Origin of the sequence: Trebonia kvetii (assembly GCF_007827045.1) — a bacterium.
Taxonomy (GTDB): Bacteria; Actinomycetota; Actinomycetes; order Streptosporangiales; family Streptosporangiaceae; genus Trebonia; species Trebonia kvetii.
Window position 1 is genome coordinate 1,246,108 of record NZ_RPFW01000001.1, and the last position, 23,164, is coordinate 1,269,271.

Annotated in this window: 28 protein-coding genes; 15 read left to right on the forward strand and 13 right to left on the reverse strand. The window is 69.1% G+C overall.

Going from position 1 to position 23,164, the window contains the following annotated elements:
• Window positions 1–97 precede the first annotated feature (97 nt).
• Window positions 98–1,738 (reverse strand): phosphoglucomutase (alpha-D-glucose-1,6-bisphosphate-dependent), encoded by a 1,641-nt coding sequence (gene pgm, locus EAS64_RS05655; RefSeq protein ID WP_145851589.1) that lies wholly within the window; start codon window positions 1,736–1,738, stop codon window positions 98–100.
• Window positions 1,739–1,844: 106 nt separating this feature from the next.
• On the opposite strand from pgm, the gene EAS64_RS05660 reads away from it, so the two are divergent.
• Genes EAS64_RS05660 through EAS64_RS05680 form a run of 5 tightly spaced genes read left to right on the forward strand, consistent with a single transcriptional unit; the run spans window position 1,845 to window position 8,309 of the window.
• Complete coding sequence (locus EAS64_RS05660) at window positions 1,845–2,372, forward strand: PadR family transcriptional regulator (RefSeq protein ID WP_145851590.1); 528 nt, start codon at window positions 1,845–1,847, stop codon at window positions 2,370–2,372.
• Window positions 2,369–3,118, forward strand: a complete 750-nt coding sequence (locus tag EAS64_RS05665) for an ABC transporter ATP-binding protein (protein WP_145851591.1) — start codon at window positions 2,369–2,371, stop codon at window positions 3,116–3,118. The genes EAS64_RS05660 and EAS64_RS05665 overlap by 4 nt, the downstream gene beginning before the upstream one ends.
• Window positions 3,118–5,310: an FtsX-like permease family protein gene (locus EAS64_RS05670; RefSeq protein ID WP_145851592.1), complete on the forward strand. Its 2,193-nt coding sequence runs from the start codon at window positions 3,118–3,120 to the stop codon at window positions 5,308–5,310. Before EAS64_RS05665 ends, EAS64_RS05670 begins: the two co-directional genes overlap by 1 nt.
• Before the next feature lie 41 nt (window positions 5,311–5,351).
• On the forward strand, window positions 5,352–6,815 hold the full coding sequence (locus EAS64_RS05675; RefSeq protein WP_145851593.1) for a S53 family peptidase: 1,464 nt from the start codon (window positions 5,352–5,354) through the stop codon (window positions 6,813–6,815).
• Between the two features lie 57 nt (window positions 6,816–6,872).
• Complete coding sequence (locus tag EAS64_RS05680) at window positions 6,873–8,309, forward strand: outer membrane protein assembly factor BamB family protein (RefSeq protein ID WP_145851594.1); 1,437 nt, start codon at window positions 6,873–6,875, stop codon at window positions 8,307–8,309.
• Between the two features lie 48 nt (window positions 8,310–8,357).
• Here EAS64_RS05680 and EAS64_RS05685 read toward each other — a convergent pair whose 3' ends face one another.
• Entirely contained in the window at window positions 8,358–9,002 is a 645-nt protein-coding gene (locus EAS64_RS05685) for an HD domain-containing protein (protein ID WP_145851595.1), read from the reverse strand.
• Window positions 9,003–9,073: 71 nt separating this feature from the next.
• Between EAS64_RS05685 and EAS64_RS05690 the strand changes: the two genes are divergently transcribed.
• Window positions 9,074–10,045 carry a GlxA family transcriptional regulator gene (locus tag EAS64_RS05690; protein WP_145851596.1) on the forward strand — a complete coding sequence of 324 codons (972 nt, stop codon included), beginning with the start codon at window positions 9,074–9,076 and terminating at the stop codon, window positions 10,043–10,045.
• Window positions 10,046–10,057: 12 nt separating this feature from the next.
• On the opposite strand, the gene EAS64_RS05695 is transcribed toward EAS64_RS05690, so the two are convergent.
• The 3 genes from EAS64_RS05695 to EAS64_RS05705 all read right to left on the reverse strand — a co-directional run bounded on the left by EAS64_RS05695 (window position 10,058) and on the right by EAS64_RS05705 (window position 12,015).
• The gene (locus tag EAS64_RS05695) at window positions 10,058–10,903 is read right to left on the reverse strand and encodes a cyclase family protein (RefSeq protein WP_222849024.1); all 846 of its coding nucleotides are present in this window, start codon (window positions 10,901–10,903) and stop codon (window positions 10,058–10,060) included.
• 76 nt (window positions 10,904–10,979) lie between these two features.
• The gene (locus tag EAS64_RS05700; RefSeq protein WP_145851597.1) at window positions 10,980–11,660 is read right to left on the reverse strand and encodes an alpha/beta fold hydrolase; all 681 of its coding nucleotides are present in this window, start codon (window positions 11,658–11,660) and stop codon (window positions 10,980–10,982) included.
• A 160-nt stretch (window positions 11,661–11,820) separates the two neighbouring features.
• Window positions 11,821–12,015 (reverse strand): hypothetical protein, encoded by a 195-nt coding sequence (locus EAS64_RS05705; RefSeq protein WP_145851598.1) that lies wholly within the window; start codon window positions 12,013–12,015, stop codon window positions 11,821–11,823.
• Window positions 12,016–12,707: 692 nt separating this feature from the next.
• On the opposite strand from EAS64_RS05705, the gene EAS64_RS05710 reads away from it, so the two are divergent.
• Both EAS64_RS05710 and EAS64_RS05715 read left to right on the forward strand, forming a co-directional pair.
• On the forward strand, window positions 12,708–13,523 hold the full coding sequence (locus EAS64_RS05710; protein ID WP_145851599.1) for an XRE family transcriptional regulator: 816 nt from the start codon (window positions 12,708–12,710) through the stop codon (window positions 13,521–13,523).
• Window positions 13,524–13,525: 2 nt separating this feature from the next.
• Complete coding sequence (locus EAS64_RS05715; protein WP_145851600.1) at window positions 13,526–14,656, forward strand: hypothetical protein; 1,131 nt, start codon at window positions 13,526–13,528, stop codon at window positions 14,654–14,656.
• On the opposite strand, the gene EAS64_RS05720 is transcribed toward EAS64_RS05715, so the two are convergent.
• Window positions 14,653–15,258 carry a GNAT family N-acetyltransferase gene (locus EAS64_RS05720; RefSeq protein WP_187365707.1) on the reverse strand — a complete coding sequence of 202 codons (606 nt, stop codon included), beginning with the start codon at window positions 15,256–15,258 and terminating at the stop codon, window positions 14,653–14,655. The genes EAS64_RS05715 and EAS64_RS05720 overlap by 4 nt on opposite strands.
• Window positions 15,259–15,494: 236 nt before the next feature.
• Between EAS64_RS05720 and EAS64_RS05725 the strand changes: the two genes are divergently transcribed.
• The 7 genes from EAS64_RS05725 to EAS64_RS05755 all read left to right on the forward strand — a co-directional run bounded on the left by EAS64_RS05725 (window position 15,495) and on the right by EAS64_RS05755 (window position 20,118).
• Complete coding sequence (locus EAS64_RS05725; protein ID WP_145851602.1) at window positions 15,495–15,776, forward strand: hypothetical protein; 282 nt, start codon at window positions 15,495–15,497, stop codon at window positions 15,774–15,776.
• Window positions 15,777–15,800: 24 nt separating this feature from the next.
• Window positions 15,801–16,676, forward strand: coding sequence for an AAA family ATPase (locus tag EAS64_RS05730; protein ID WP_145851603.1), 876 nt, complete (start codon window positions 15,801–15,803; stop codon window positions 16,674–16,676).
• Window positions 16,669–17,805, forward strand: coding sequence for a vWA domain-containing protein (locus tag EAS64_RS05735; RefSeq protein WP_145851604.1), 1,137 nt, complete (start codon window positions 16,669–16,671; stop codon window positions 17,803–17,805). The genes EAS64_RS05730 and EAS64_RS05735 overlap by 8 nt, the downstream gene beginning before the upstream one ends.
• Before the next feature lie 17 nt (window positions 17,806–17,822).
• On the forward strand, window positions 17,823–18,107 hold the full coding sequence (locus EAS64_RS05740; RefSeq protein ID WP_145851605.1) for a hypothetical protein: 285 nt from the start codon (window positions 17,823–17,825) through the stop codon (window positions 18,105–18,107).
• A complete protein-coding gene (locus EAS64_RS05745) occupies window positions 18,104–18,547 on the forward strand; it encodes a GIY-YIG nuclease family protein (RefSeq protein ID WP_145851606.1) in 444 nt (147 codons plus the stop codon). Before EAS64_RS05740 ends, EAS64_RS05745 begins: the two co-directional genes overlap by 4 nt.
• Before the next feature lie 93 nt (window positions 18,548–18,640).
• Complete coding sequence (locus EAS64_RS05750; RefSeq protein ID WP_187365708.1) at window positions 18,641–19,792, forward strand: hypothetical protein; 1,152 nt, start codon at window positions 18,641–18,643, stop codon at window positions 19,790–19,792.
• 95 nt (window positions 19,793–19,887) lie between these two features.
• The gene (locus EAS64_RS05755) at window positions 19,888–20,118 is read left to right on the forward strand and encodes a DUF4287 domain-containing protein (protein WP_145851608.1); all 231 of its coding nucleotides are present in this window, start codon (window positions 19,888–19,890) and stop codon (window positions 20,116–20,118) included.
• A gap of 80 nt (window positions 20,119–20,198) precedes the next feature.
• On the opposite strand, the gene EAS64_RS05760 is transcribed toward EAS64_RS05755, so the two are convergent.
• Genes EAS64_RS05760 through EAS64_RS05790 form a run of 7 tightly spaced genes read right to left on the reverse strand, consistent with a single transcriptional unit; the run spans window position 20,199 to window position 23,161 of the window.
• Window positions 20,199–20,564, reverse strand: a complete 366-nt coding sequence (locus EAS64_RS05760; protein WP_145851609.1) for a hypothetical protein — start codon at window positions 20,562–20,564, stop codon at window positions 20,199–20,201.
• Window positions 20,561–20,836 carry a hypothetical protein gene (locus tag EAS64_RS05765; RefSeq protein WP_145851610.1) on the reverse strand — a complete coding sequence of 92 codons (276 nt, stop codon included), beginning with the start codon at window positions 20,834–20,836 and terminating at the stop codon, window positions 20,561–20,563. Before EAS64_RS05765 ends, EAS64_RS05760 begins: the two co-directional genes overlap by 4 nt.
• A 2-nt stretch (window positions 20,837–20,838) precedes the next feature.
• Window positions 20,839–21,081 (reverse strand): hypothetical protein, encoded by a 243-nt coding sequence (locus tag EAS64_RS05770; protein ID WP_145851611.1) that lies wholly within the window; start codon window positions 21,079–21,081, stop codon window positions 20,839–20,841.
• A 3-nt stretch (window positions 21,082–21,084) separates the two neighbouring features.
• Complete coding sequence (locus tag EAS64_RS05775) at window positions 21,085–21,312, reverse strand: hypothetical protein (protein WP_145851612.1); 228 nt, start codon at window positions 21,310–21,312, stop codon at window positions 21,085–21,087.
• Window positions 21,313–21,339: 27 nt separating this feature from the next.
• The gene (locus EAS64_RS05780; RefSeq protein WP_145851613.1) at window positions 21,340–21,594 is read right to left on the reverse strand and encodes a hypothetical protein; all 255 of its coding nucleotides are present in this window, start codon (window positions 21,592–21,594) and stop codon (window positions 21,340–21,342) included.
• 14 nt (window positions 21,595–21,608) lie between these two features.
• A complete protein-coding gene (locus EAS64_RS05785; RefSeq protein ID WP_145851614.1) occupies window positions 21,609–22,202 on the reverse strand; it encodes an SRPBCC family protein in 594 nt (197 codons plus the stop codon).
• Window positions 22,199–23,161, reverse strand: a complete 963-nt coding sequence (locus tag EAS64_RS05790; protein ID WP_145851615.1) for an XdhC family protein — start codon at window positions 23,159–23,161, stop codon at window positions 22,199–22,201. The genes EAS64_RS05785 and EAS64_RS05790 overlap by 4 nt, the downstream gene beginning before the upstream one ends.
• Window positions 23,162–23,164 lie beyond the last annotated feature (3 nt).

A 23,164-nucleotide genomic window follows, 5' to 3' on the forward strand; every position in this document is an offset into this window, starting at 1 on the left:
AGCGGCCGGAGGTTCCGAGGGATCAGGCTTGCCCAGGAATGATCAGAAAACGCAACAAAGCAGCCCGCATCGCGGGGGTACGTTCCTCGGGGCGCGGCTAGGGGGCGATGGCGGCGGCGACGATGGCGCGGGCCTCTTCCTGGATGGCGGCGAGGTGCTCGGCGCCGCGGAAGGACTCGGCGTACAGCTTGTAGACGTCCTCGGTGCCCGACGGGCGGGCGGCGAACCAGCCGGACTCGGTGACAACCTTGAGCCCGCCGATCGGCGCATCGTTTCCCGGTGCCGAGGTCAGCGTCGCCAGGATCTTCTCACCGGCAAGATCGCCCGCCGGAACCTGCTCCGGCGACAGCCTGCCGAGTGCCGCCTTCTGGTCCCGCGTGGCGGGCGTGTCGACCCTGGCGTAGACCGGCGCGCCGTACTGCTTGGTGAGTCCGTCGTAGAGCTGGGACGGCGTCTGGCCGGTGACCGCGGTGATCTCCGAGGCGAGCAGCGCCAGGATGATCCCGTCCTTGTCGGTCGTCCACACCGACCCGTCGCGCTGCAGGAAGGAGGCCCCTGCGCTCTCCTCGCCGCCGAAGGCCACCGAGCCGTCGAGCAGCCCGGGCACGAACCACTTGAACCCGACGGGCACCTCGAGGAGCCTCCGGCCGAGGCCGGCCGTCACCCGGTCGATCATCGAGGAGCTGACCAGCGTCTTGCCGACCGCGGCGGCTTCCGGCCAGCCGCTCCGGTGCCGGTACAGGTAGTCGATGGCGACCACGAGGTAGTGGTTGGGGTTGAGCAGCCCCGCGTCCGGCGTGACGATCCCGTGCCGGTCGGAGTCGGTGTCGTTGCCCGTCGCGATCGTGAAGTTGTGCTGGCGGCGGATCAGGCTGGCCATCGCGTAAGGCGACGAGCAGTCCATCCGGATCTTGCCGTCCCAGTCCAGGGTCATGAACCGGAAGGTCGGGTCCACCTCGGGGTTGACCACCGTGAGGTCGAGGCCGTAGTGGGCGCCGATCTCGCCCCAGTACGCGACGCTCGCGCCGCCGAGCGGGTCGGCGCCGATGCGGATTCCCGCGCCGCGGATGGCGGCCATGTCGACCACGCCGTCCAGGGCGGCGACGTAGCTGCCGAGGAAGTCGAAGGTGCCGCTGGTTTCCGCGGCGACGGCCTTGGCGTAGGGCACCCGGCGCACGCCGCGCAGCCCGTCGGCGAGCAGTTCGTTCGCCCGGTCCTGGATCACCTTCGTGACGTCGGTGCCCGCCGGGCCGCCGTCCGGCGGGTTGTACTTGAAGCCGCCGTCGGCCGGCGGGTTGTGCGAGGGCGTGACCACGATCCCGTCGGCCCTGGGCCCGGAGCTGTCCGCGTTGTACACCAGGATCGCCCGTGAGATGGCGGGGGTGGGCGTGTAGCCGGCCCGCGAGTCGGTCAGCACCCGCACGCCGTTGGCGGCGAGCACCTCGAGGGCGCTGACCTGAGCGGGCTCGGCCAGCGCGTGCGTGTCGGCGCCGAGGTAGAGCGGGCCGTCGATGCCCTGGCTCGCCCGGTACTCGCAGATCGCCTGCGTGGTGGCGAGGATGTGGTCCTCGTTGAACGTCGCGGTGAACGCGGATCCGCGGTGCCCGGACGTGCCGAACGACACGCGCTGCGCGACGTCGCCAGGGTCGGGGTGCACCGTGTAGTAGGCGGTGACCAGCTTCGCGACGTTTACCAGGTCGCCAGGGGCAGCGGGCTGCCCAGCACGAGGATCGGCCATGCGGCAATCCTGGCACAGCGGGCCGCGCCGCCCGTCAGTCCCCGTGCTTGTTCCGGCTCCCGCCTCGATATTTGCTCAGTGTATACACCGAGTGTATATTGCTGGCATGAGCGTTCCCCTCACCCTGCTTGGCCTGCTTGAACGGGAGCCGAGCCACGGCTACGACCTCAAGCGCGACTACGACGCCTTCTTCGGGCGCGGCAAGCAGCTGCCGTTCGGCCAGGTCTACGCCACGCTCGGGCGGCTCGCCAGGGACGGCAAGGTCGTCGCGGGCGGCGCCGAGCCGGGCGAGGGTCCGGAACGCAAGCGGTACGCGATCACCGACACCGGCAGGACCGAGGTGGACGCTTGGCTGGCCGAGCCGGTGGAGCCAGAACCGCACCTGCAAACGGTGCTGTTCGCCAAGGTGACGCTGGCGCTCATGCTCGGCAAGCCCGCCTCCGCCTACCTCGACACCCAGCGCGCCGCACACATTAGGCGCATGCAGCAGCTCACCGAGATCAAGCGCAGCGGGCCGCTCGTCGACACGCTGCTCGCCGACCATGCTCTCTTCCACCTGGAGGCGGACCTCCGGTGGATCGACCTCACGTCAGCCCGGCTCAAGGAACTAGCCGAGGCGGTAAGGAAGCCATGAACATCCCTGCGGTATCCGTCAGCACCGGCCGCGGCAGCCTGGTGGAGGCGCGCGGCATCCAGAAGTCCTTCGGCCAGACCCCCGCGCTGCGCGGTGCGAGCCTGACCGTCCCCCAGGGCGAGATCGTCGCGATCATGGGCCCGAGCGGTTCAGGCAAGTCCACCCTGCTGCACTGCCTGGCCGGCATCTACACCCCCGACCAGGGAGAGGCGCTGTTCGACGGGCGGCCGCTCAACGCGATGAGCGAGGCCGAGCGCACCCGGCTGCGCCGCACCGCGTTCGGCTTCGTCTTCCAGTTCGGTCAGCTCGTGCCCGAGCTCACCGCCGCCGACAACGTGGCGCTGCCGCTGCTGCTGAACAGGACCAAGCGCAAGGTGGCCTACAAGACCGCCGACACCTGGCTGGACAAGCTCGGCATCGGCGACAAGGGCGGCAGGCGGACCGGCGAGCTGTCCGGCGGCGAGGCGCAGCGCGTCGCGGTCGCCCGGGCGCTCGCCCTGGCACCCAACGTCATCTTCGCCGACGAGCCGACCGGGTCCCTCGACTCGCTGACCGGCGAGAAGGTGATGGACCTGCTGACCGGCCTCGCCCGCGAGCAGGGCACCACGGTGATCGTGGTCACGCATGACGCGCGGGTCGCCGCGTACGCCGACCGGGTTGCCCTGGTGCGCGACGGCATCGTCTCCTCCATCGACCTCTCGGTGCCCGATGCCTCGGCCGCTGCCGCCGCGAAGGGTGCGGTGTGATGCTCCGCCTCGGCTTCCAGCTCACCCTGCACAGCGGCAGGGAGGCCCTGGTCCGGCTGCTGATCACCGCGGCCGCGGTGGCCGTCGGTGTCGCGCTGCTGCTCGGTGTGCTCGCCGAGTATCACGCCTTCCAGTCCAGCGCCAACAAGCGGTGCTGGTCCTGCACGCAGGGCTCTTACGTTCCGAGCACGCTGCCGGCGCACGGCGAGCTGTGGAACAACAGCGTGGACTTCTACCAGGGCCAGACGATCAGCCGGCTCGACGTCGCGGCCCTCGGCCCGGACGCGCCGGTGCCGCCGGGCATCACGCACCTGCCGCCCGCCGGTGAGTACTACGCATCTCCCGCGCTCGCCGCGCTGATCGGGAGCGTGCCCGCCGGTCAGCTCGGCGCGCGGTTCCCCGGGACGATGACCGGCACGATCGGCCAGGCTGGCCTGCACGGCGCCGGCGATCTCGCGATCTACATCGGGCACACACCCGCGCAGGTCAACAGCATCCCAGGCACCACGTGGGTCACCTCGGTCAACAGCGCACCCGAGCAGGCGGTGTTCACCCCGTTCTTCAGGTACGCGTTCGCCATCGGCGTGCTCGCGGTGCTGTTCCCCATGCTGGTGCTGATCAGCACGGCGACCAGGCTCGCCGCCGGCCGGCGCGAGGAGCGGTTCGCCGCACTCCGGCTGGTCGGCGGGACACCGGGCGACATCAGGACCATCGCCGCCATCGAGTCCGTGATCGGCGCATTCCTCGGCGCGGTGCTCGGCACGGGCATCTTCCTGCTGGTCCGGCCGGCGCTCGCTGGGACAGCGCTGATCGGGACGCAGTACTTCGAGTCTGACCTGACGCCCACCGCGGCCAGCTACGGCGCGATGCTCGTCGGCGTGCCGGTCGCGGCGGCCATCGCCGCGCTGCTATCGCTGCGCCGGGTGCAGATCTCACCGCTCGGTGTTACCCGGCGGGCCACGCCCAAGCCGCCCGGGTGGTGGCGGCTGCTCGCGCTGGTGATCGGCGTCGGCGTCTTCGTCTACGGGCTGAGCAAGACCAGCAGGGAGAGCATCGGCGCACCCGCCTATCCTGGCCTGCTGCTCACCATGATCGGCATCGTGATCGCCGGGCCCTGGCTCACCGCGCAGTCGGCGCGGCTCTTCGGCAGGGCCGCGCGCGGATCGTCGGCGCTGCTTGCCACCAGGCGGCTCGCCGACAACCCGAAGGGCGCCTTCCGCGCGGTCACCGGGCTGGTGCTCGCGGTCTTCCTCGGCACCATGGTCGGCGTGTTCGTGCCGGCCATGAACGCGCTCCAGTCACCCCCGTCGGCCGGGGCACTGAGCGACATACTCACGGGCCAGGTCGGGCTGCCCGCGGCGGCGGGCCAGCGGCTCATCGGCGGACTCAGGACCATACCCGGCGCCGGCGTCTACCCGCTGTATGACCTGACGGGCGGAGGCGAACCGAGGATGGTCGCCGTCAGCTGCGCGGACCTGCGCGCGATACGCGGTCTCGGGCAGTGCGCGCCAGGCCTTCGCGCGGTGCAGGTCCAGGACGACTCGATCTTCGACGACAATCCGAGGTTCGGCGATCGGACGATCGCCGACTCCTCCTCCCCCGCCTACACGGGGAACCCGGCGGCGCTGCCGCTGCAGACGGTGCTTGTCAAGGTGAACAGCCCCGCGACGCTCGAACGGGTCCGCACCTACCTCGCCGTCCACGCGCCACCGCAGGTCGGCGGCGACGCACAGAACTTGCCGACGCCGCCGCGGACGTTCGGCGAGACGCTCCAGATCAGGGCCGAGCGGCTCACCACGTTCGAGAAGATCCTCTACGCGGCCGTCGCGCTCACGCTGATCGTGGCCGGCTGCAGCCTGGCGGTCTCGATCGGCGGCAGCCTCGTCGACAGGAAGCGCCCGTTCACCCTGCTGCGAGTGAGCGGCACTCAGGCGGGCGTACTGGCGCGGGTCGTGCTGATCGAGGCGGCGGTGCCGCTTGTCGCCGCCACCGTGGTCGCGGCGGGCGTCGCCTACGGCACGGCCGTGACGGCGGTCATGCGGCTGACGCCGGCCGGCACCGGCGTACCGCTCCTCGGCCGCGACTACTACACGATCATGGGCATCGGCCTGGCGATCGCGTTCGGCGTCATCACGCTGACGCTGCCGCTGCTGCGCAGGATGACCGCCCCCGCGGCGATCCGCTTCGAATAGCCGCGGTCCGTACCGCCACGACGGTTTCCGAGGAGGCCAGCATGACCGGGTTCCTGCCGCGCGGCCCGCGGCGGCTGGCGGGTCACGTACCCGGCCTGGCGGCGGCGACGGCGCTCGGGCTGCTGTCCGTCGCCGCCTGCACGTCGGCGCCGCCGTCCGGCGGTGGCGGAGCGCCGGCGGGGGCGACCGCGGGCGCCTCGGCCGGGGTCACCGGCGCGGCGACGGCAGGCGCCTCGGCCGGTCCCACGGCCGCCGCGAGCCCGGTGGCGGGCCCGTCCGCCGCGGACTGCGACTCCGTGGCCACCTGCTACACCCCGCGGCAGCTCCAGGTGGCCTACGGCGTCAAGCCGCTGCTCGACCGCGGGATCGACGGGCGCGGCGAGACCGTGGTGCTTCCCGAGCTCGCCGAATCGGCGCCGAACCCGCCCCTGGTCACCGATATGCGGCAGGACATGGCGGCGTTCGACGCGACGTTCGGCTTGCCGGCCGCGCCGATGCGGGTCGACTCCAGCCTCGTCCGCACGCCATCCCCCTGGCTGGCCTTCGGCGAGGAGGTGCTCGACGTCGAGATGGTGCACGCGCTCGCCCCGGGTGCCACCCTCGTCATCCTGCTGCTTCCGACGAACTCACTGGACAACACCGCGAACACGGTCGCCGCGGCCGTCGCATCGCTGCGCCGCGGCAGCGCCGAAGGCGACGTGCTGTCCATCAGCGCCGCCGGCCAGGTCGGCGGCGAGCACTGCGTGAGCCGCGCGCAGGCCGGCAGCGTGAACGCCGCGCTGCAGGCGGCCGCGAGCCGGCGCGCGACCGTGGTCGCCGCCTCGGGTGACATCGGCGCGGTGGCCGAGCCGTGCGACGTCTACGCGGCGCTGGCCGGCGCCGGCAGCTTCACCCCGGTCAAGGAGGTCAACCTGCTCGCCTCCGACCCGCTGGTGCTCGGCGCCGGCGGGACCAGCCTCACCGCGAGCCACGCGACCGGCGCCTGGCAGGGCGAGGCTGCCTGGGGCCTGCCGTACGGCTCGGTCGGCTCGCCGTTCCAGGCCTCTGGCGGCGGGTTCAGCCGCCTGTTCTCGCGGCCTTCCTACCAGGACGGCATCTCCGCCATCGGCGCCACCCGGGGGGTGCCCGACGTGTCGGCCGACGCGAGCGGCCATGCCGACCTGGCCATGATCCTGCGCAGCGGAAACCAGACCACGGTCCGCGACGGCGGCGGCACCAGCGCGAGCGCCCCGATCTGGGCCGCGCTCATCGCCCTCGCCGACCAGTACGCCGGGCGCCGGCTCGGCCTCGTCAACCCGGCCATCTACCGGATCGCGCACGGTCCCGAGTACCACCAAGCTTTCCACGACATCACCACGGGAAACAATGCCGTGGAGTTCCCGCCCAAGACGATCACCGGTTACGCGGCCGGCCCCGGCTGGGACCCGGTCACCGGGTGGGGCAGTCCGGACGCGCGGATACTGGTCCCGCTGCTCGCCAGGTACGCAATCAGCCAGGGAAGCTAGGGCCGGCCAGGGAAGCTAGGGCCGGAGGCGCGCCCCAACCAATGGTATAGAAGGACCATGGGGCCGCGTCACCGCCGTGCTGCCGCCAGGCTGAGTGCCGGAGGGTCGCTGGCGCTGCTTAGCCTGGCGCTCGCCGCCTGCTCGGGGACAGTAAGCCCGGCGGCCCATGGCACGCCGGCTACGTCCGCCAGCGCATCGTCGCCTTCTGGTCAGTCGGCAACGCCGGCCGGCCCGGGGACGGCGCCGCCGTCTGACTGGCCGATGTACCACGGCGACCCCTCGCACGGCGGCCTGTCCTCGTCGATGCCGAACGTGAGCGGCCCGCTCAAGGTCATCGCTTCGGTGAAGCTCGACGGCGCCGTCTACGCGTCACCGATCGTGGCCGGCGGCGTGGTCGTCGTGGCGACGGAGAACGACTCCGTCTACGCGTTCAACGTCGAGGGCACGCGGCTCTGGCACGTCAAGGTCGCCAGCCCGTCACCCGCCTACCAGCGGGCCTGCGGCAACATCAGCCCGCTCGGCATCACCGGCACCCCGATCTACAGCGCGAAGACCGGCGACGTCTACCTCGTCGCGGAGCATGGCGGAAAGGTCGGCCACGACCTGATCGCGCTCGACCTGCGCACCGGCACGGTGCGCTGGCGGAAGAACATCGACCTGCCTGGTCCCGCCCCCGTGGCCATGCAGCAGCGCGGCGCGCTCGCCATGACCGGCGGACGGGTCTGGGTCTCCTTCGGCGGCCAGTACGGCGACTGCGGCGACTACAAGGGGCGCATCGTCGCCGTCAAGCTCGACGGCACCGGAAAGCCGGTCGCCTACGACCCGTCCCCGCACCGGGAGGGCGGCATCTGGAACCCGGCGGGCCCGGCGCTCGACTCCGCGGGGAACATGTACGTGGTCTCAGGGAACGGCTCCACGCTCCCCGGCGCCGCCTACGACCACACCGACTCGGTGCTCGAACTGAACCCGTCGGGGAAGCTGCTCAGCTCGTTCGCCCCGGCCGACTGGGCCCAGGCCAACGCGGCCGACAACGACCTCGGCTCGGAGGGCGTGGCCCTCGTCGGCACGAAATGGGCGGTGATCGGCGGCAAGTCGGGCACGGTATACGCGCTGCGGCAGGGGACCCTCGGCGGCATCGGCGGCCAGGTGTCCGCATCGGACATCTGCATGCCCTTCGGCGGCTCGGCCGTCAGCGGCAGCGTGGTCTACCTGCCCTGCGCGGACGGCGTGGCGGCGGTGCGCGTCGACTCGACGGGCCAGCTGCACGAACTGTGGCAGGCGGACGGCTCGATCGCCGGCTCCCCGGTCATCGGCGGCGGGCGGGTGTGGTCGCTCGACCAGTTCGGCGGGGTGCTGCACGCGCTCGACCCCGCGAACGGCCGGTCGGTTGAGCAGGTTTCCGTCGGCGTGACCAGCCGGTTCGCCACGCCGGCGGTCTACGGCAGCCTGGTCCTCGTGCCCACCATGACCGGCGTGACCTTCGTCAAGTCCTAGCGGTCGGGGTCAGCCTGCTACGGGCACCAGGTCGGCGACTGACCGTCGCTACTCGCCCCAGCGTCCGGCGTGCGTGAGCCGCTCCAGGGTGGTCAGGCCCCCTTCCTTGCGCTCGCGGATGAGATCGGCGGCGATGGACGGGGGAAGCGCGTTCAGCCGGCCGCGTGCGGCATGCCTGACGATCTCGTCGATCAGCGCGGTGGCCATGTTCAGCCGGGGGTAACGCTCATGGATCGCCCGCCCCTGCTGGTCGCTGATGAACTCGGAACCGAACCCGAAGTCGATGGCGACGCCGAGCCTGGTGAGGTACGCGATCGGGCCGCGGCGCTCGGGGATGCCAGGCGTGCTGTGCAGCGCGATCGCCTCCCACACCAGGTCCACGTCGCCGGCGCCGATTCCGTTGCCGGCCAGGAACGTCGCGGCCATGTCGGCGCCGTCGACCTCGAACCGCTGGGTTCCGCTGGCCAGCGGCGAGGTGCCGAGGTCGTGCAGCACGCAGGCGTAGAACAGCAGGCCGGGATCGAAGTCCGCGACGGGCCGCATGCCCTCGTGCTCGGCGAGCAGCATGGCGAACAGGTAGCTGCGGATGCTGTGGTTGACAGCCGGCTCGGTCTCGCAGGCGCGCACGTACTCGACCGCGCTGACCGCTAGTGGCGTGTCTGGCAGGGCGGTAACGGAAGTGGTCGTGTCCATGGCACGACAGTAGCCACGGACGCGCCCTTTCCGGCAGTGGCACCATTGCCATAGTTCGCTAGGATCGTGCCATGACTGCGTTTCGCCGGCCGCACCGGGTTGCCGTGCTGACCCTGCCCGGCGTGCTCGCGCTCGACTATGGAATTCCTGTCCAGGCCTTCGGCACCTGGCACGACGATCCGTATGCGCTGACGGTGTGCACCGACTCTCCCGGCCCGGTGCCAGTCGAGGGCGGCCCGGCGCTGCTGATCGAGCACGGCCTTGACATGCTGGAGCGCGCGGACACGATCGTCGTGCCCGGCCTGGCACGCCCGGGATCGCCGCCGGCGCCGGTGCTCACCGCGCTGGCCGCTGCGGCCGGCCGCGGCGCGCGGCTGGTCTCGATCTGCACCGGCGCCTTCGTCCTCGCCGCCGCCGGCGTGCTCGACGGGCGGCGCGCCACGACCCACTGGGCCTACGCCGCCCGGCTTGCCCGCGAATACCCAGCCGTCACCGTGGAGCCGCGCTCGCTGTACGTCGACCAGGGCAGCGTGCTGACCTCGGCGGGCGTGGCGGCCGGAATCGACCTGTGCCTGCACATCATCCGCACCGACCTCGGGGCCGCGGCAGCCAACCAGTGCGCGCGGAACATGGTCGCGGCGCCGCACCGGAGCGGCGGCCAGGCACAGTACATCGACCGCCCGGCCCTGCCCGCGCGCGGCGGCGGGCTCGACGAGGTGCGCGCCTGGGCGCTCGGCCGTCTGGACGAGCCGCTCACCGTCGACCATCTGGCGCGCCGCGCGTCGCTGTCGCGGCGCACGCTCATCCGCCGGTTCCACGAGGAGACCGGGCAGCCGCCGATGCGCTGGCTGCTCGACGCGCGCATCGACCGCGCTCGCGAGCTGCTCGAATCCTGCGACGTTCCCATGGAGACCGTGGCACGCCTGTGCGGGCTCGGCACCACGGCGAACCTGCGGACCCTCTTCAAGCGCCACCTCGGCGTGCCGCCAAGCGCGTACCGTGACACGTTCCAGGACGCAGTCACCCGAACCCGTTCGGGATGATGATCGTCGGTGCTACGGCAGCACGGCAAGCGCACGGCCAGGGCCGCCGGTGCCGCCGGCCAGCCGGATGGGCAGGAACAGGAACCAGGCGCCGCGGGTCGGGACAGCGGTGAGGCCGCCGAGTGCCTCGACGAATGTCATGCCATGCGGCAGCGCCGCGAGGTGGACCGGCGCACCGCCCTCGGCCGGCCCGACGGACAGGCCGTCGGTACCGATGCAAGTGATGCCACGTTCCCTGATCAGGCTGATCGTCTCGGGATTCGGCGCAGGCCAGCCTGGCGCCCGTCCGGCGGTGAGCACGTCGGCACCGTAGGCGCGCCCCTCAGGCAACGGCCGGTACCTGGCATCCCACCCGGTGCGGAACAGCACGACGTCCCCCAGCCTAAGCATTCCGTGCAGTGACTCGAAGGCGGTCACGTGGTCCGGGGTGATCACCGGACTGTGACCCGGCGCCGCCTGCCCGTCGAGCCCGCGGACGTCGATCACTGCCGCCGGCCCGCTGGCGGCAAGCAACGGCAGGTCCGCGATGCCAATGCTCCCGGCGGGACCCGCATGCGGCAGCCCGGAGCCGGGCGGCGGCACGAAATGATTCGGCGCGTCCATGTGCGTGCCTGCGTGTTCGTCGATCACGATCCAGCGGGTCTGGTACGCGCCGCCGCCGGGCTGCGCATGCACCGGCTGGGCATCATCGGGCCGGTCGTCGAACCATGTCCAGACGGTGGCACGGAACGGCATGTGCCCCGGCCAGGTGCACGGCAGCGTCTCATCAAGCGGCAGCGTCAGGTCGGCGACCTGGTGACTGCGGAAGACACCGTCGAGCAGCGCGCCTACGTCCTGCTGAGCGGCTAGTTCGGTCAACGGACCTCCTCCTGACCCGGCGGCGTCCAGCGTGGCGCCCGCGACATGCGCATTCCACCACGGACCGGCCGCAAAGTCAGCGGAGGTAGCTGACGAGAAGGGCGGCTAGTTCCCTCGGGTGGCTGAGCGCGACGCAATGGCACCCGGGAATCTCGTCCGCCACCAGGCCCAGGCGCTGCCGCGCCTGCCGCCGCATGAAGGCGGCGCGGAAGCAGCGGTCGTCCGCGCAGAGGATGAACCTGGTGGGCACGTCCGGCCACGCATCCAGGGGAAATGGCGTGTCCCACACCACCGCGGACTCCCCGCGCCCGCCCCGGCGCAGCGCCTCCTCGGCCAGCGGACGCGGTACGCCGTTGTAGTAGCAGACGAAGGGGTCGTCGTTGCCGGTCTTGCCGCCGTCGAGCTTGGCCTGCTCTGCGACGGCCTCCCGGCTGCCGGTGTTGTCCCACCATTGGGCCGGGCTCTCGCCGGAAGCGGGGATCATGCCGGCCAACAGCACAAGCAGCCGCGCGGGGAGCCTGCTCGCGGCGAGGGTGGCGGTGTAGGCGCCGTAGGACTGGCCGACGATCACCAGGTCGGGCTGGCCGGCGGCTGCCTCGGCCACGGCGCCGGCGTAGTCGTCGAGGGTGGCGTTGCGGTTGTCGCACGGCAGGTCGGGCGCGACCGTGTCGTGCCCCAGGGCCCGCAGTTCCGGCTCGGTCAGGTGCCAGTACCAGCTGGTGTCGCTGGCGCCATGAATCAGCACGAAAGTCGCCATCGGTCCGAGGCCCTTCCCATGGAGGAATTCGGTTCGCCACGCCCACGCTAAATCACGCCAAGGACGGACTCGCCGGGTTGCGCCGGAATGTCCGAGGCTCGAGCCAGGGTGGCAGCGGTCCTCCGCCACCCTGGCTCCTCCGGGTTGGCCGACGGGACGGCTACGGGATCAGTGCGTGCAGCAAGTGCACGACATCCACCGTGCAGGTGATGAATAGGTAGAGGAAGCCGATGATGAGCGCGGCGATCGCGATCTTGAGGATCGTCTGCCAGAAGGCAGCAACAACCACCGCGGCGATGACGAGCACGATGAGGGTGGGATTGAGGCCGTGCGAGGCCGAGACGAGAGCCAGCATGTTCGCTCCCCAATACGCACGACGCACGACGCTGCCACTAGCGCTTTCGCGCAGGGTTGCTAGCATCGATGCATCACGAACAATCAGGTGTGAGTGCTTGATCCGTGATCCGCCGGGCCGATGTCGCTACACGTCGGCCCGGCTTTTGTCTGCCCTGGCCGGGCGATGATCCCTTTTGAGGGGGCGCTCTGCAGAGCGGCAGCCCCAGTGTGCTGACGGTAGCGTCAGCTTTCCCACGAATGGTGTTGCGCATCTGCCCGGGCACCCCTAAGCTGATATAGTTGGTTTATCTTTACTGAACTCTACTGAAGTTCAGTTGAGCTTAGAGAGCTTCAGTAGAGTCCTGTATTAATCAGGATAAATACCTGATTCTCAGACCGTCAACCGTTATCGTGGTGCGTTTGTTTAGCCATTGGAGGTGGCCGGTCGTGCACCCTGCTCCACCTGCGGCTCTTGAACTGGCACTCCGCTTGCGATACCTGCGCACTGACCTCTGGGCGGACAGCAAGCTGACCCAAGCCGCGCTCGCTAAGGCACTTGGGAAGGCAGTTGGGAAGGACAAGGGGTTGTCGCCAGCGACCGTCGCGTCGTGGGAAAGCACTACCGCTCCGAAGTTGCCGCCTCGCGAGGCCGTGATGGCAGTCGCACAGTTTTTCGCAACCCAACGGTCCCTAGGGCCGGAGCCGGAACTGGTGCCTATCGACAGCTTCGCCCCCGAGGAAGAGGCAGCGTACAAGGGACTGCTTGAAGACCTGCTGCGGCTGCATTCCGCCGCCCGTGGAGGCACTGCTGGCGAGATGCCCATCGTGGCCAGGCGGTCGTGGCATTTCAGCGACGACGGGCCGGTTACGCTGGTTTGCCCTCAGTTGCCGAAAAGAGAAGCATCGCCCTTTGCCGACCCAGGGAACCCGAACTACACGCATCTCGCGGGTTTCGGCGACCTTGACGCGATGGTAGAACTGCATGGTCACGTCCGTGCGGACAACCCATCCATGGACGTGTTCTTCAAGGCAGCACCGGAGGTAAAGGCCGACGACCTCTCCGGACATGTCGTGATCATCGGGGGGATCGCCTGGAACGACGTCACGCGACGGCTCATTGACCTGAGCCAACTGCCGGTCCGGCAGGAAGAGTATTCCGCCCTGCCCACTGGCGAGATCTTCGTGACCCAGGTCAATGACGAGACACGGAAATACCTGCCGGTCTTGTCCTCTGAGACGGGCATGCTCATGGAGGATGTGGGCCTGCTGGTCAGGATGCCTAACCCACTAAACTCCAATCGCACGCTCACCATGTGTAACGGAATTCACAGCCGTGGCGTACTCGGTTCCGTGCGGACGCTGACCGACGCCAGGCTGCGCGAATCGAACGAGCAGTACATAGCGCGGAATTTCTCGAACAATCAGTTCGGCATCCTCATGCGGGTGCAGGTCATAGCGGGGGAAACATTGACTCCTGATTTCAATACCGCGGGAACGGTGCTCTACCAGTGGCCGGTTAAGGCCTAGGCGTGACCGACCTGGGAGGCGACAGAGTCCTCCAATATCCCACCCACGCCGGACTCCTTGAATCCACGCGCCTGCCGAAGCCCTCGGCTGCCGCCGCCCTCGACGCGATCATCGTGCCTGCCGCCCGGCCAGCGGCAAACCTGCAAACGGCAATCGAGCTGGCCACGGCAACCGACGCCGCGCTCATCGCCCTGTGCAGCTTCCGGGCGCATGCGGACGACGTGCGTGCTCTGTTTGCGAAGCACGAGCTGCGGGATTCAGCCGTTGTGGAGATGCCGCAGGAACAGGACGACTGGATCCTCGGCAACTTCGAGACCGCGCGCTGGGTCCACGGTGCTGGCAAGAGCGTGTGCGGCATCCGCAGTAGTGACCTGAGCATGAAGCGGAACACCGGGCTCCTGCTCGCGCGATTGCTCGGCTGGGAGCGCATCTTCTTCCTAGACGACGACATTAGAGCTGTGTCGGCTGGGACGGTGCTCAGCACGGTCTCACTGCTCGGCGCGGCTGGCCACGGCTACCGGACAGCCGCGATGTCAGTGAAGAACTACCCCGACAATTCCGTCGTGTGTCACGCGCGCCGCGTGGTCGGCGCGTACCAGGATGTGTTCGTCAGTGGATCAGCGCTCGCGGTGGACTGCGGGGTACCGTTCGACTTCTTCCCCGACCTCTATAACGAGGATTGGCTGTTCTTCTACCGCGATGCCGCGGAGGAGCGCCTGGCGACACCGGGATCACTGGCCGAGCAACTGCCCTACGACCCGTTCGCCGACCCGCAGCGTGCCGCCGGCCAGGAATTCGGTGACGTCATCGCCGAGGGGCTCTACGCGCTGCTGCACAGCAATCTCGGCGTCGAGGCCGCCGACGAGGAGTACTGGGAACGGTTTCTTAAGCAGCGGAACACCGTGCTCGACGACGTCACCAGGCACCTGCAAGACCTTGCGCCAGAACTACGCGGAGAAATGAGCAAGGCGATTGGGGCGGCGCAGCAGGTGCTTTGGGCAATCACGGCGAAGATGTGCCTGGACTACGTGGCCGCCTGGCAACGTGACCTGGGACGGTGGGAAAAGCTGCTGGCGAATCTCCCACGCGTGTCATCGGTCGAGGCGGCACTCGGGACGATCGGGATCAGCTAGCCGCCCGACTGGCCAAGCACCCGGTAGGTCACCCCGCGGTGGAGCTGATGATGCCGTCGGCCTCTTCCTGCGACGAGACTCACGGTCGTATGCACCTCGGGGTCGAAGTCAAGACGGTACTTAATCTCGGTTCGTGTGCCGCGTACGCCCCTTTCCACGTTCCTTTCCGGCGTCCTCTCGAACCCGATGTGCTCGTAAAGCCTCATGGCCGCCGCGTTGGTCGCGTACACCCAGAGCACGAACTGCCTGATGTGCTGGTTGGTGCAGTATTCCGCGGCGAAAAGGTACTTGATCAGTCGCTCGCCAAGAAGTTTCCTGCGCAGGCGGGGATGGATCCAGACGGACTCGATGTACCGGGATGTCGCCGGGTCTTCGCTGTCCACCGCGGGGTTGGGGCGCTTGCTTGCCGCCACGCCGACAACGCTTCCGTCGAGTTGTTGCGCCACCGCCCACCGGGACGACCGTATCTCGTCTACCCAGACATCCGGCGGCACCGCTTCGATATCCGCACGCGTCCTGAGGAACGAGTGGGGCGACGTACTGACGGCCTCCCGCATGGCGTCATGCAGGATCTCCGCATCCGAGCGAAGCTCAGAACTCACTCGTGTCCCCATGAACTCTAGGCCATCCGGGCCGTGGCTTCGCTGGACGCGACCGCACACTCCCGCCGATTCCTATCTATCCCTTACTAACCGGTGGAAACCACTATGAACAGGTCTCCTGACCATCGACTGTTGCCGGCGCGTCCCTGATTAAGAGATGGCTTAATCTCGGGTCGTCCTCGTCGCCAGCCCTGGGTTAGAGTCACGCTTAGGCTGGAGGCAGGAGGGAGTTCGTCATGGGCGCTGAGCGCGCTGAGGCGCTTGAGGTACTCCGGGATGTGTGGCGCGGGCAGGCGCAGGGTCTCGACGGCCTCGACGACAGCGGCGAGTCGCACTGCAGGCGGATGACCGATGCCGGCGTCGGCTTCGAGGACTACGCGGCGGGAGACGAGACCGACCGTGCCGCGGCGTGGCGGGCGAGGCTCGCACGCGAGGGCAAGCTGAGCGGCACTGGCAGCCTCGCCGATCTCGTGATGGGGCCGGCGAACTCCGGAACATCCGACGGCGACAGCCGCTGACGACGGCTGACCTGAGACCACCCGGTGGAGTATCCAGGAACCGTCGCCGAGCTAACCCAGCGCCTGCGGGAGGGCGACTACCTCGCCGATCGCGGGCTTGCCACCAGCGTGCTGCTTTCGCTTTCGCTGCGCAGGCCGCTGCTGCTCGAGGGCGAGGTCGGCGTCGGCAAGACGGAGATCGCAAAGGTGCTCGCGGCCGTCTTCGGGCGGCGGCTCATCCGGCTGCAGTGCTACGAGGGCATCACCGTCAGCCAGGCCCTCTACGAATGGGACTACGCCCGGCAGATGCTCCAGGTCAGGGCGCTGTCACAGGCGGAGGCCGCCAACGAGCAGTCCGTTGACATGCTGTTCGGGCCGAAGTTCCTGCTCGAACGGCCGCTGCTCGAGGCGGTCAGGGCGGGCGACGACGCGGTCCTGCTGATCGACGAGGTCGACCGGGCCGACGACGAGTTCGAGGCGTTCCTGCTCGAGGTGCTCTCCGACTTCCAGATCAGCATCCCCGAACTCGGCACGATCCGGGCAGACTCTAGCCCGGTCGTGATCCTGACCTCCAACAGGACGCGGGAACTGCACGACGCGCTGCGCCGCCGTTGCCTGTACCACTGGATCGGCTACCCGGCCGCGGAACGCGAAGCGGAAATCGTCAAGGTCCGCGAGCCGGGGGCGTCCGAGCAGCTCACGGGGAAGGTTGTCAGGGCCGTCCAGCGACTGCGGGAGCTGGACATGGCCAAGCCGCCAGGGGTCGCCGAGACGATCGACTGGGTCCGCACGCTCGGCGTGCTCGGTGAGACCGAGCTGACCGAGGACGCCGCGGGCGACACGCTCGGCGCGGTCGTCAAGGACCGTGACGACATGGAACTGGTGCGGGACAACCTCGCGGAGATCATCTCCGGTGGGTGAGCCAGGTGACGACCCGTTCACGGACGTCCTCATCGGGTTCACCCACGAGCTGCGGTCCGCGGGCCTGACCGTCGGCACCGGCGACGTGCTGACCTACTTCGCCGCCATGACGCCGCTCGACCCCACCGACCTGATCGACCTGTACTGGGCGGGCAAGACGACGCTGCTCACCAGGCACGAGGACCACGCCGTCTACGACCGGGTGTTCCGCCAGTACTTCCTCGGCGAGGAATCTCCGGCCAGGACAATGCTCATGATCCAGCCCCGGTCGGCGCTCGAGGCCGAGGCGGCGCTCGTGCTGCCCGCCACCGAACCTGGCTCGGAGGAAGACCAGCAGGAGCGGCAGGCGCTCGGCTGGATGGCGTCCGACGTGGACGCGGTCAAGCACCGGTCCTTCACCGAGTGCACGCCTGAGGAACTCGCCGCGCTGCGCAGGATCATGACAAGGATGCGGCTGACGCCACCGCGCCGTCGCACCAGGCGGACCAGGACGGCCAAGGCCGGCACCGACCCCGACATCCGGGCGATCATCAGGGAGTCGATGCGCAGGCTCGGCGAGCCGTCCGAGCTCTACTTGCGCGAGCGCAAGAACAAGCCGCGGCCGCTGATCCTGATACTCGACGTGTCTGGCTCGATGGCCGACTACTCGCGGCAGCTGCTGCTCTTCGCGCACACCGCCCGGCGGTCTTCCGCTCGGGTCGAGGTGTTCTGCTTCGGCACCCGGCTGACCAGGATCACCAAGGAACTGGCGCACCAGAGACCTGACGCGGCCCTCGCGCAGGCGGCGCGGACCGTCGTCGACTGGGAGGGCGGCACCAGGATCGGGGCGTCGCTCGACACCTTCGTGCGGAAATGGGCCAGGGGCGGACTGTGCCGCGGCGGGGTCGTCGTCATCTGCTCCGACGGGCTCGACCGCGGCGATCCCGAGGTGCTCGCGACAGCGATGGAGCGCCTGGCGCGGCTGTGCCACCGCATCGTGTGGCTCAATCCGCACAAAGGCGACAACCGGGATTTCCAGCCGAGCACGCTGGGCATGATGGTGGCGGCACCGCACATCGACCTGCTGCTATCCGGTCACGACCTGGCCAGCCTCGAAGAGCTCGCAGGCACGCTGCCGGCGCTGAACTAGCCAATGAGGAGAACAACGTGCGGTGGAGTGTCGGCATCGAGGCGCAGGGCGATCGCGCCTTCGGCCGGGAGGAAATCGTCGAGCTCGCCGACGCAGTGGCCGCGAGCGACGGCATCGCCACCGGCATCGGCAGCGACCGCTACGGCGCCCAGCTGCTCGTCGAGGCCGCCAGCCGCGACGAGGCCATCGAAGCGGGCACCGCGATCTTCAAGGCGGCGGCGCGTACGGCGGGGCTACCCGAGGCGCCGGTCGTCAGGGCCGAGGCGATCAGCGAGGAAGAAGAGCTAGAGGAACTGTCATGATCCGGCTCGGGTCGCTGGCCGGCTACCCGTTCGAGGGACCGCGGCTGCTCGGCGGCTGGACGCCGCCGCAGGCCGCGGCCGTGTACGCGATCATGTACAAGCCGGACCCGGACAAGAAGCCGGAGAACTACGCGGTCATCTACGTCGGCCACGCCGTCGACCTGTCCGCCGAGCGCTTCCCGTTCAAGCACCCGCGGGCGGCGTGCTGGACCCAGCGGGCCGGGTCGAAGTGGAAGGTCTACATCTGCACCTACGAGGTCCCGGGCGGAACCAGCGCGCACCGCGAGCAGATCGCCCGCGAACTGATCGCCGTCTACCGGCCGGGCTGCAACGAGCAGCAGTACGACCACGCCTGGAAAGACGAGTGGATCGGCGAATACTCCGCCGCCCCCAATACCGCTCCCGTGACGCGCCGCGGGCCGGATCAACGACCGCGGTGAACTGCCGGCGGTTCTGCCTGAACCTGTCGCTTTGGTGCCTTAATGTGGCTGCCTGTGCGCATACGACCCGCGGGCTGGTTCGCGACTGTAGCGATGATCGCTGCCCTAACAGGATGTGCTGCTTCGGCGGCGACCGACGTCTCCGCCGCGGCACCGCTCATGGCTGGCCCCGGACAGGACGAACCCCGGTCGGCGGTCCCCTGGGGGCAGGTCGGCCATGGCTGGGCCCTCGCTCAAGATCAGGCCACTTCGACGAACCCCGCCAAATCGTCAGCGGGCAAAGTCATCCTGTACCTGGTAGACCCCCTCGGCGGCCGGTACACCCTGTCCAGTTCGGCGGCGAACGCCAAGAACCCGCTGGTCGACGGCGAGCTGATGGACTGGTCGGGCGACGGCCGACGCGCGCTCTTCTTGGAGATCTCGAACAGCAGCACCCCGTTCGGTCCCACCTACCAGCTCGACCTGCGGACCGGAAAATTCTCCAAGGTCCTGGTGGCCAAAAAGGTGGAGGTCCTCGGTTACACGAGGCCACGCGGCAGCCAGCTGCTCGCCTGGACTTGGGACGGTGCCCTTCCCAGCGGCAATGGCACCCTGGAGCTGGTGAACCTCAACGGGGCGGTGGTGCGCAGGCTCTGGCACGGGTGGTTCCAGGCTCACCCCATCTCGTCCCCCGACGGAAAGATTATCGCGATGCCCAGCGGCGATGGCGTGCACCTGCTCAGCAGCACCGGGGCGAAGGTTCGCCTGCTCGCGCCGCACTTTTTGTGCGCACCACTGCGCTGGTGGAACAAGACCACGATCCTCGCCACCTGTGCCACATACGGTGGCTCCGACTCTCAGAACACGTGGCTGCTCCCGGTCAGCGGCGCAAAGCCCGTAGCGCTCACCCCGGAGCGCCCTAGCACCGGCCCCGACCAGTCCGACTACAACCTCGTCAAGCTCACCAGTGGCAGTTACGCCGAAGCCCTGGGCGCTTCCTGCGGGAACCACGTCGTTGTCAGGCTCGAGCCAGGCGGCAAGGTCAAGGTGCTCAAGATACCCGGTGCGAGCGACCCTTACATTGTCGCCGCCACCGCCAGCAAGCTGCTGCTGCAGGTCAGCTCAGGGGGCTGCTTGTCACCGTTTCCGTCCACGCTTGCCTGGTTCAACCCCGGGACGGGGAAAGAGACCATCGCCATCCCGGTCCCGAAGGGCCAGTCCGGGGTGATGAGCGTCGTCCCGTATTTCGATGAGGGGCAGCAGTAACGGCCAGAAACACCAGCCTGGCCGGCCCGTCGGGCGATGAAAAAGGACGCTCCGGTTCGTCTTAATCATTGCCGGGTGCGAGAGGAGTACGCCGCATGACCGAGATGTCGCCGCCGTGGCCGAAGCAGGGGCCGCCGTCATATTTCCCGTCAATCGAGAAGAAGTACGGGCGCTCGATCGCCGACTGGCAGCAGGTAATCGCGCGCTGCGGCCTTGATAAGCACATGGCGATCGTGGGATACCTCAAGTCCGAGCACGGCCTGGGCCACGGGCACGCCAACGCGCTTGTCGGCTGGACACTCGCGGGTAACGTCGCCCGTCCCTGACCGGAACTAACGGCATCATCCCGAACGGGTTCGGCTGACCCCCCTCGAGTAAGCCGAACCCGTTAGGGATTCTCTTGTCTTTAGTCGTGCTTCGACCCGTAGCCGACCGCGGACAGCAACCGGGAGCGGCGGGTACCCGAGGCGGGGCGGGCCGGCTCGGGGACCTCGGGCAGCGGCTCGCGAGGCGTGACGCCGGTGACGATGCCCTCGGCCATGCCGTACAGCAGGGGCAGGGCGCCGGCCACGATGCCGCCGGTGCGGTTGATGTGGTCGACGCCAGGCATGATCAGCTCGGCGTCCGACTTGATGCCGTGCACGATCCCCGCGGCGCCCTCGAGTTTCGTGGCGATCCGCGCGAGCAGCGTGCCCGCCCAGAACAGGTAGACGGCCAGGCCGGCGATCAGGGCGACGATGACGATCACCGTCAGGATGACGAGCGCGGTCATGACTTGACCTTTCCGAGAACCCGGCCGAGGAACAGGTGGTGCTCGAGCCCCTCCGCGAGGACCGCGTCCACGCCGGTGGCGACCTGCGGGATCAGCACGGTGTTGGCGGTGTTGGCCTTCGCCGCGGTGAGCGTCGCGCCGATGGTGTCCACCCGCTTGTCGATGCGCTTGATGAGGTAGATGAGCAGGCTGAGCAGCGCCGCGACGGCGATGACCACGACGAAGCCGACGATGATGACGGATACCCACAGGGCGTGTTCGGTGCCGTTCACCGTTAGCCTCCCAGCCGGTGGCGGCCGCGCGTCAGCCCGGCGATGATGATGGTTGCGTGCTCGATGGTGGTGGTCAGCGCGCCGAGCGGAGCGGTGTTCCGTACCGCGCCCTCAAGGCCTGCGTTGATCTTCGGTGCCTCGTCGCCGATCTGCTTGGCGAGGATGAGGATCGCCGCGACGAGGACGACGACGGCGAGCAGGATCACGCCGCCGATCACGTAGCCGATGGTCCAGTCGGTAGTCATGGGCTAAATGCCTTCGCAGAAGTCACGGACAGGCTTGAGGTTGGCGTTCACCGAGGTCAGGCGCTCAGGCACGGTGGACGTGAGCTGGTCGATGGCCTGCACTCCCCCGGTCAGGGTCCGGAGCGTGCCCCGGATCGCTTGCAGATGAAGGACGATCCTGATCAGGCCGACCGCGGTGAACACGATGATCAGGCCGGCGACCGCGATCGTCATCCAGGCTGCTGCTGGCATGGTGTGGCGCTCCCTTCGCTTCGGTCGCTAGCCGAGCAGTTTCGCGACGGAGCCCGCGTAGCGGACCGCGCCGACCTTGACTTCTTCGATGGTTCTGTCCGTGACCGCCAGGCCGTCGGGCACGCCCTGGAGCTCGCCGATCAGGCCGACGCCGCCGGCCAGGATGTCGGAGCTCGCCGCGCGGATCCGCTCCAGGGCCGCCAGCACCCGGTTGAGCAGGTAGATCACCACGGGCAGCACCACGACGAGCAGGATCACGTTGCCGATCCACCACAGGACCATGACTGGATCTCCTTTCAGCTTGCCGCTGGCTGGTAGGGCAGGAAGAACCGGCGGAACACACGGGCCAGCGCCATCCGCGCGGCGCGCATCGCGATCGTGAAGCCCTGGGCGGACCGCTGGCCGCCGGCGGCCGCGATCTGTTCGGCGGACTCGCCGCGGTCCAGGCGCTCGATCCTGTCCTGCATGGATGCGGAGAAGTCGCGCATCAGGATCGCCGAGACGTCGGAGATCATCCCCCGGCCGTACTGGGCTGCCGCGCCGGACAGCTGCAGGTCCTGAGTGACGGCGACCTTGGTGCCGCGGCCCTTCGGCGACAGGGTGGCGCCCACCACCATCGCGGCCTGGCCGCGGCCCCGCTCGTCGGCGCCGACCGCGTGCACCATGATGCGCTTGGCTGCCTCGTCGCGCTCGGTGATGTCGGCGGTGCCGTTGAACTGCAGCCGGACCGGGCCCATCCGGATGGCGACCTTGCCCTCGTACTTGTCGTCGCCGAGGTCCTTCGTCAGCTCCGCGCCTGGCAGGCAGGAGGCCACCTGCGGGATGTCATCGAAGAACCGCCACACCTTGTCGACCGGTTGCGCGACCTCGAAGTCGCTGGTGATTATCAACGCAGCACCGCCTTAACGTAGGCATCTGGGTTCTCGCTGAACGCCTGGCGGCAGCCGGCGCAGCAGAAGTAATAGGTGATCCCGTCGTGGTCGGCCTTGATGGCTGACGCGTTCGGCATCACGGTCATGCCGCACACCGGGTCGACGGCCTCGGCCAGCCTGAGCTGGGCTTTCGGTTTCCTGGGCGGTTTTGGCCGCTCGGTGAGCGCGCCCGCCGCGCGGAGCTTGACGAGCTCGGCGAGGATCGCGACGGCCATCTCCTCGTGGGTGGTCCTGCCCAGGTCGAGGCCGGCCGGCGCGTGCACCCGATCGAGCTGGTCCTTGGGCACTCCCCGCTCGGCAAGGTAGCCGAGCACAACCTCGCCGCGCTTGCGGGACGCGACGAGGCCCAGGTAGGCCGGGCGGGCGGCGACCGCGCGCTCGATCATGGCCTCGTCGCCATGCCCCTGGGTGGCGACGATGACCATCGAGCGCTCGTTCGCCCATTGTTTGCCAGCACTGTCCGTGGCGAAGTCCGCCGGGCTGATCAGGTCGGTCAGCCAGTCCAGGGCTTTTGCCAGTTTGGCGAGCGTGTGCGTCATCGGCGAGGTGCCGACGATCACCAGGTGGGGCACCGGGAGCACCGGCTCGATGTAGATCTCCAGCGCGCCCTCGCTCTGGCAGGAGATCGGCACCACGGTCATCCCCTCGGGGACGGCCGTGCCGAACTGGTCCGGGCTGCCGAGCAGCAGCAGCCGTGCCTGGCCGTCGGCGATGACTTGCTGCGCCTCGCGGATCACCGTCGGCTCCGCGCAGGCGCCGCCGATCCAGCCGTCGAGCTCGCCGTCGGCGGTGATGATGGCACGTGACCCTTGCTTGCTTGACGAGGGTCCCTGCCGCCAGACCACCGTGGCGAGCGCGAACGCCTGACCGCTGCGGGCCAGCTCGTTCATTCGCTCGAGCACGCCCAGACCGTTCATCGC

Excerpts from the sequence above, each read along its gene's own strand:
- pgm (WP_145851589.1), bottom strand. The coding sequence starts at position 1,738 with ATGGCCGATCCTCGTGCTGGGCAGCCCGCTGCCCCTGGCGACCTGGTA.
- EAS64_RS05660 (WP_145851590.1), top strand. The coding sequence starts at position 1,845 with ATGAGCGTTCCCCTCACCCTGCTTGGCCTGCTTGAACGGGAGCCGAGC.
- EAS64_RS05665 (WP_145851591.1), top strand. The coding sequence starts at position 2,369 with ATGAACATCCCTGCGGTATCCGTCAGCACCGGCCGCGGCAGCCTGGTG.
- EAS64_RS05670 (WP_145851592.1), top strand. The coding sequence starts at position 3,118 with ATGCTCCGCCTCGGCTTCCAGCTCACCCTGCACAGCGGCAGGGAGGCC.
- EAS64_RS05675 (WP_145851593.1), top strand. The coding sequence starts at position 5,352 with ATGACCGGGTTCCTGCCGCGCGGCCCGCGGCGGCTGGCGGGTCACGTA.
- EAS64_RS05680 (WP_145851594.1), top strand. The coding sequence starts at position 6,873 with ATGGGGCCGCGTCACCGCCGTGCTGCCGCCAGGCTGAGTGCCGGAGGG.
- EAS64_RS05685 (WP_145851595.1), bottom strand. The coding sequence starts at position 9,002 with ATGGACACGACCACTTCCGTTACCGCCCTGCCAGACACGCCACTAGCG.
- EAS64_RS05690 (WP_145851596.1), top strand. The coding sequence starts at position 9,074 with ATGACTGCGTTTCGCCGGCCGCACCGGGTTGCCGTGCTGACCCTGCCC.
- EAS64_RS05700 (WP_145851597.1), bottom strand. The coding sequence starts at position 11,660 with ATGGCGACTTTCGTGCTGATTCATGGCGCCAGCGACACCAGCTGGTAC.
- EAS64_RS05705 (WP_145851598.1), bottom strand. The coding sequence starts at position 12,015 with ATGCTGGCTCTCGTCTCGGCCTCGCACGGCCTCAATCCCACCCTCATC.
- EAS64_RS05725 (WP_145851602.1), top strand. The coding sequence starts at position 15,495 with ATGGGCGCTGAGCGCGCTGAGGCGCTTGAGGTACTCCGGGATGTGTGG.
- EAS64_RS05745 (WP_145851606.1), top strand. The coding sequence starts at position 18,104 with ATGATCCGGCTCGGGTCGCTGGCCGGCTACCCGTTCGAGGGACCGCGG.
- EAS64_RS05750 (WP_187365708.1), top strand. The coding sequence starts at position 18,641 with ATGATCGCTGCCCTAACAGGATGTGCTGCTTCGGCGGCGACCGACGTC.
- EAS64_RS05755 (WP_145851608.1), top strand. The coding sequence starts at position 19,888 with ATGACCGAGATGTCGCCGCCGTGGCCGAAGCAGGGGCCGCCGTCATAT.
- EAS64_RS05760 (WP_145851609.1), bottom strand. The coding sequence starts at position 20,564 with ATGACCGCGCTCGTCATCCTGACGGTGATCGTCATCGTCGCCCTGATC.
- EAS64_RS05770 (WP_145851611.1), bottom strand. The coding sequence starts at position 21,081 with ATGACTACCGACTGGACCATCGGCTACGTGATCGGCGGCGTGATCCTG.
- EAS64_RS05775 (WP_145851612.1), bottom strand. The coding sequence starts at position 21,312 with ATGCCAGCAGCAGCCTGGATGACGATCGCGGTCGCCGGCCTGATCATC.
- EAS64_RS05780 (WP_145851613.1), bottom strand. The coding sequence starts at position 21,594 with ATGGTCCTGTGGTGGATCGGCAACGTGATCCTGCTCGTCGTGGTGCTG.
- EAS64_RS05790 (WP_145851615.1), bottom strand. The coding sequence starts at position 23,161 with ATGAACGGTCTGGGCGTGCTCGAGCGAATGAACGAGCTGGCCCGCAGC.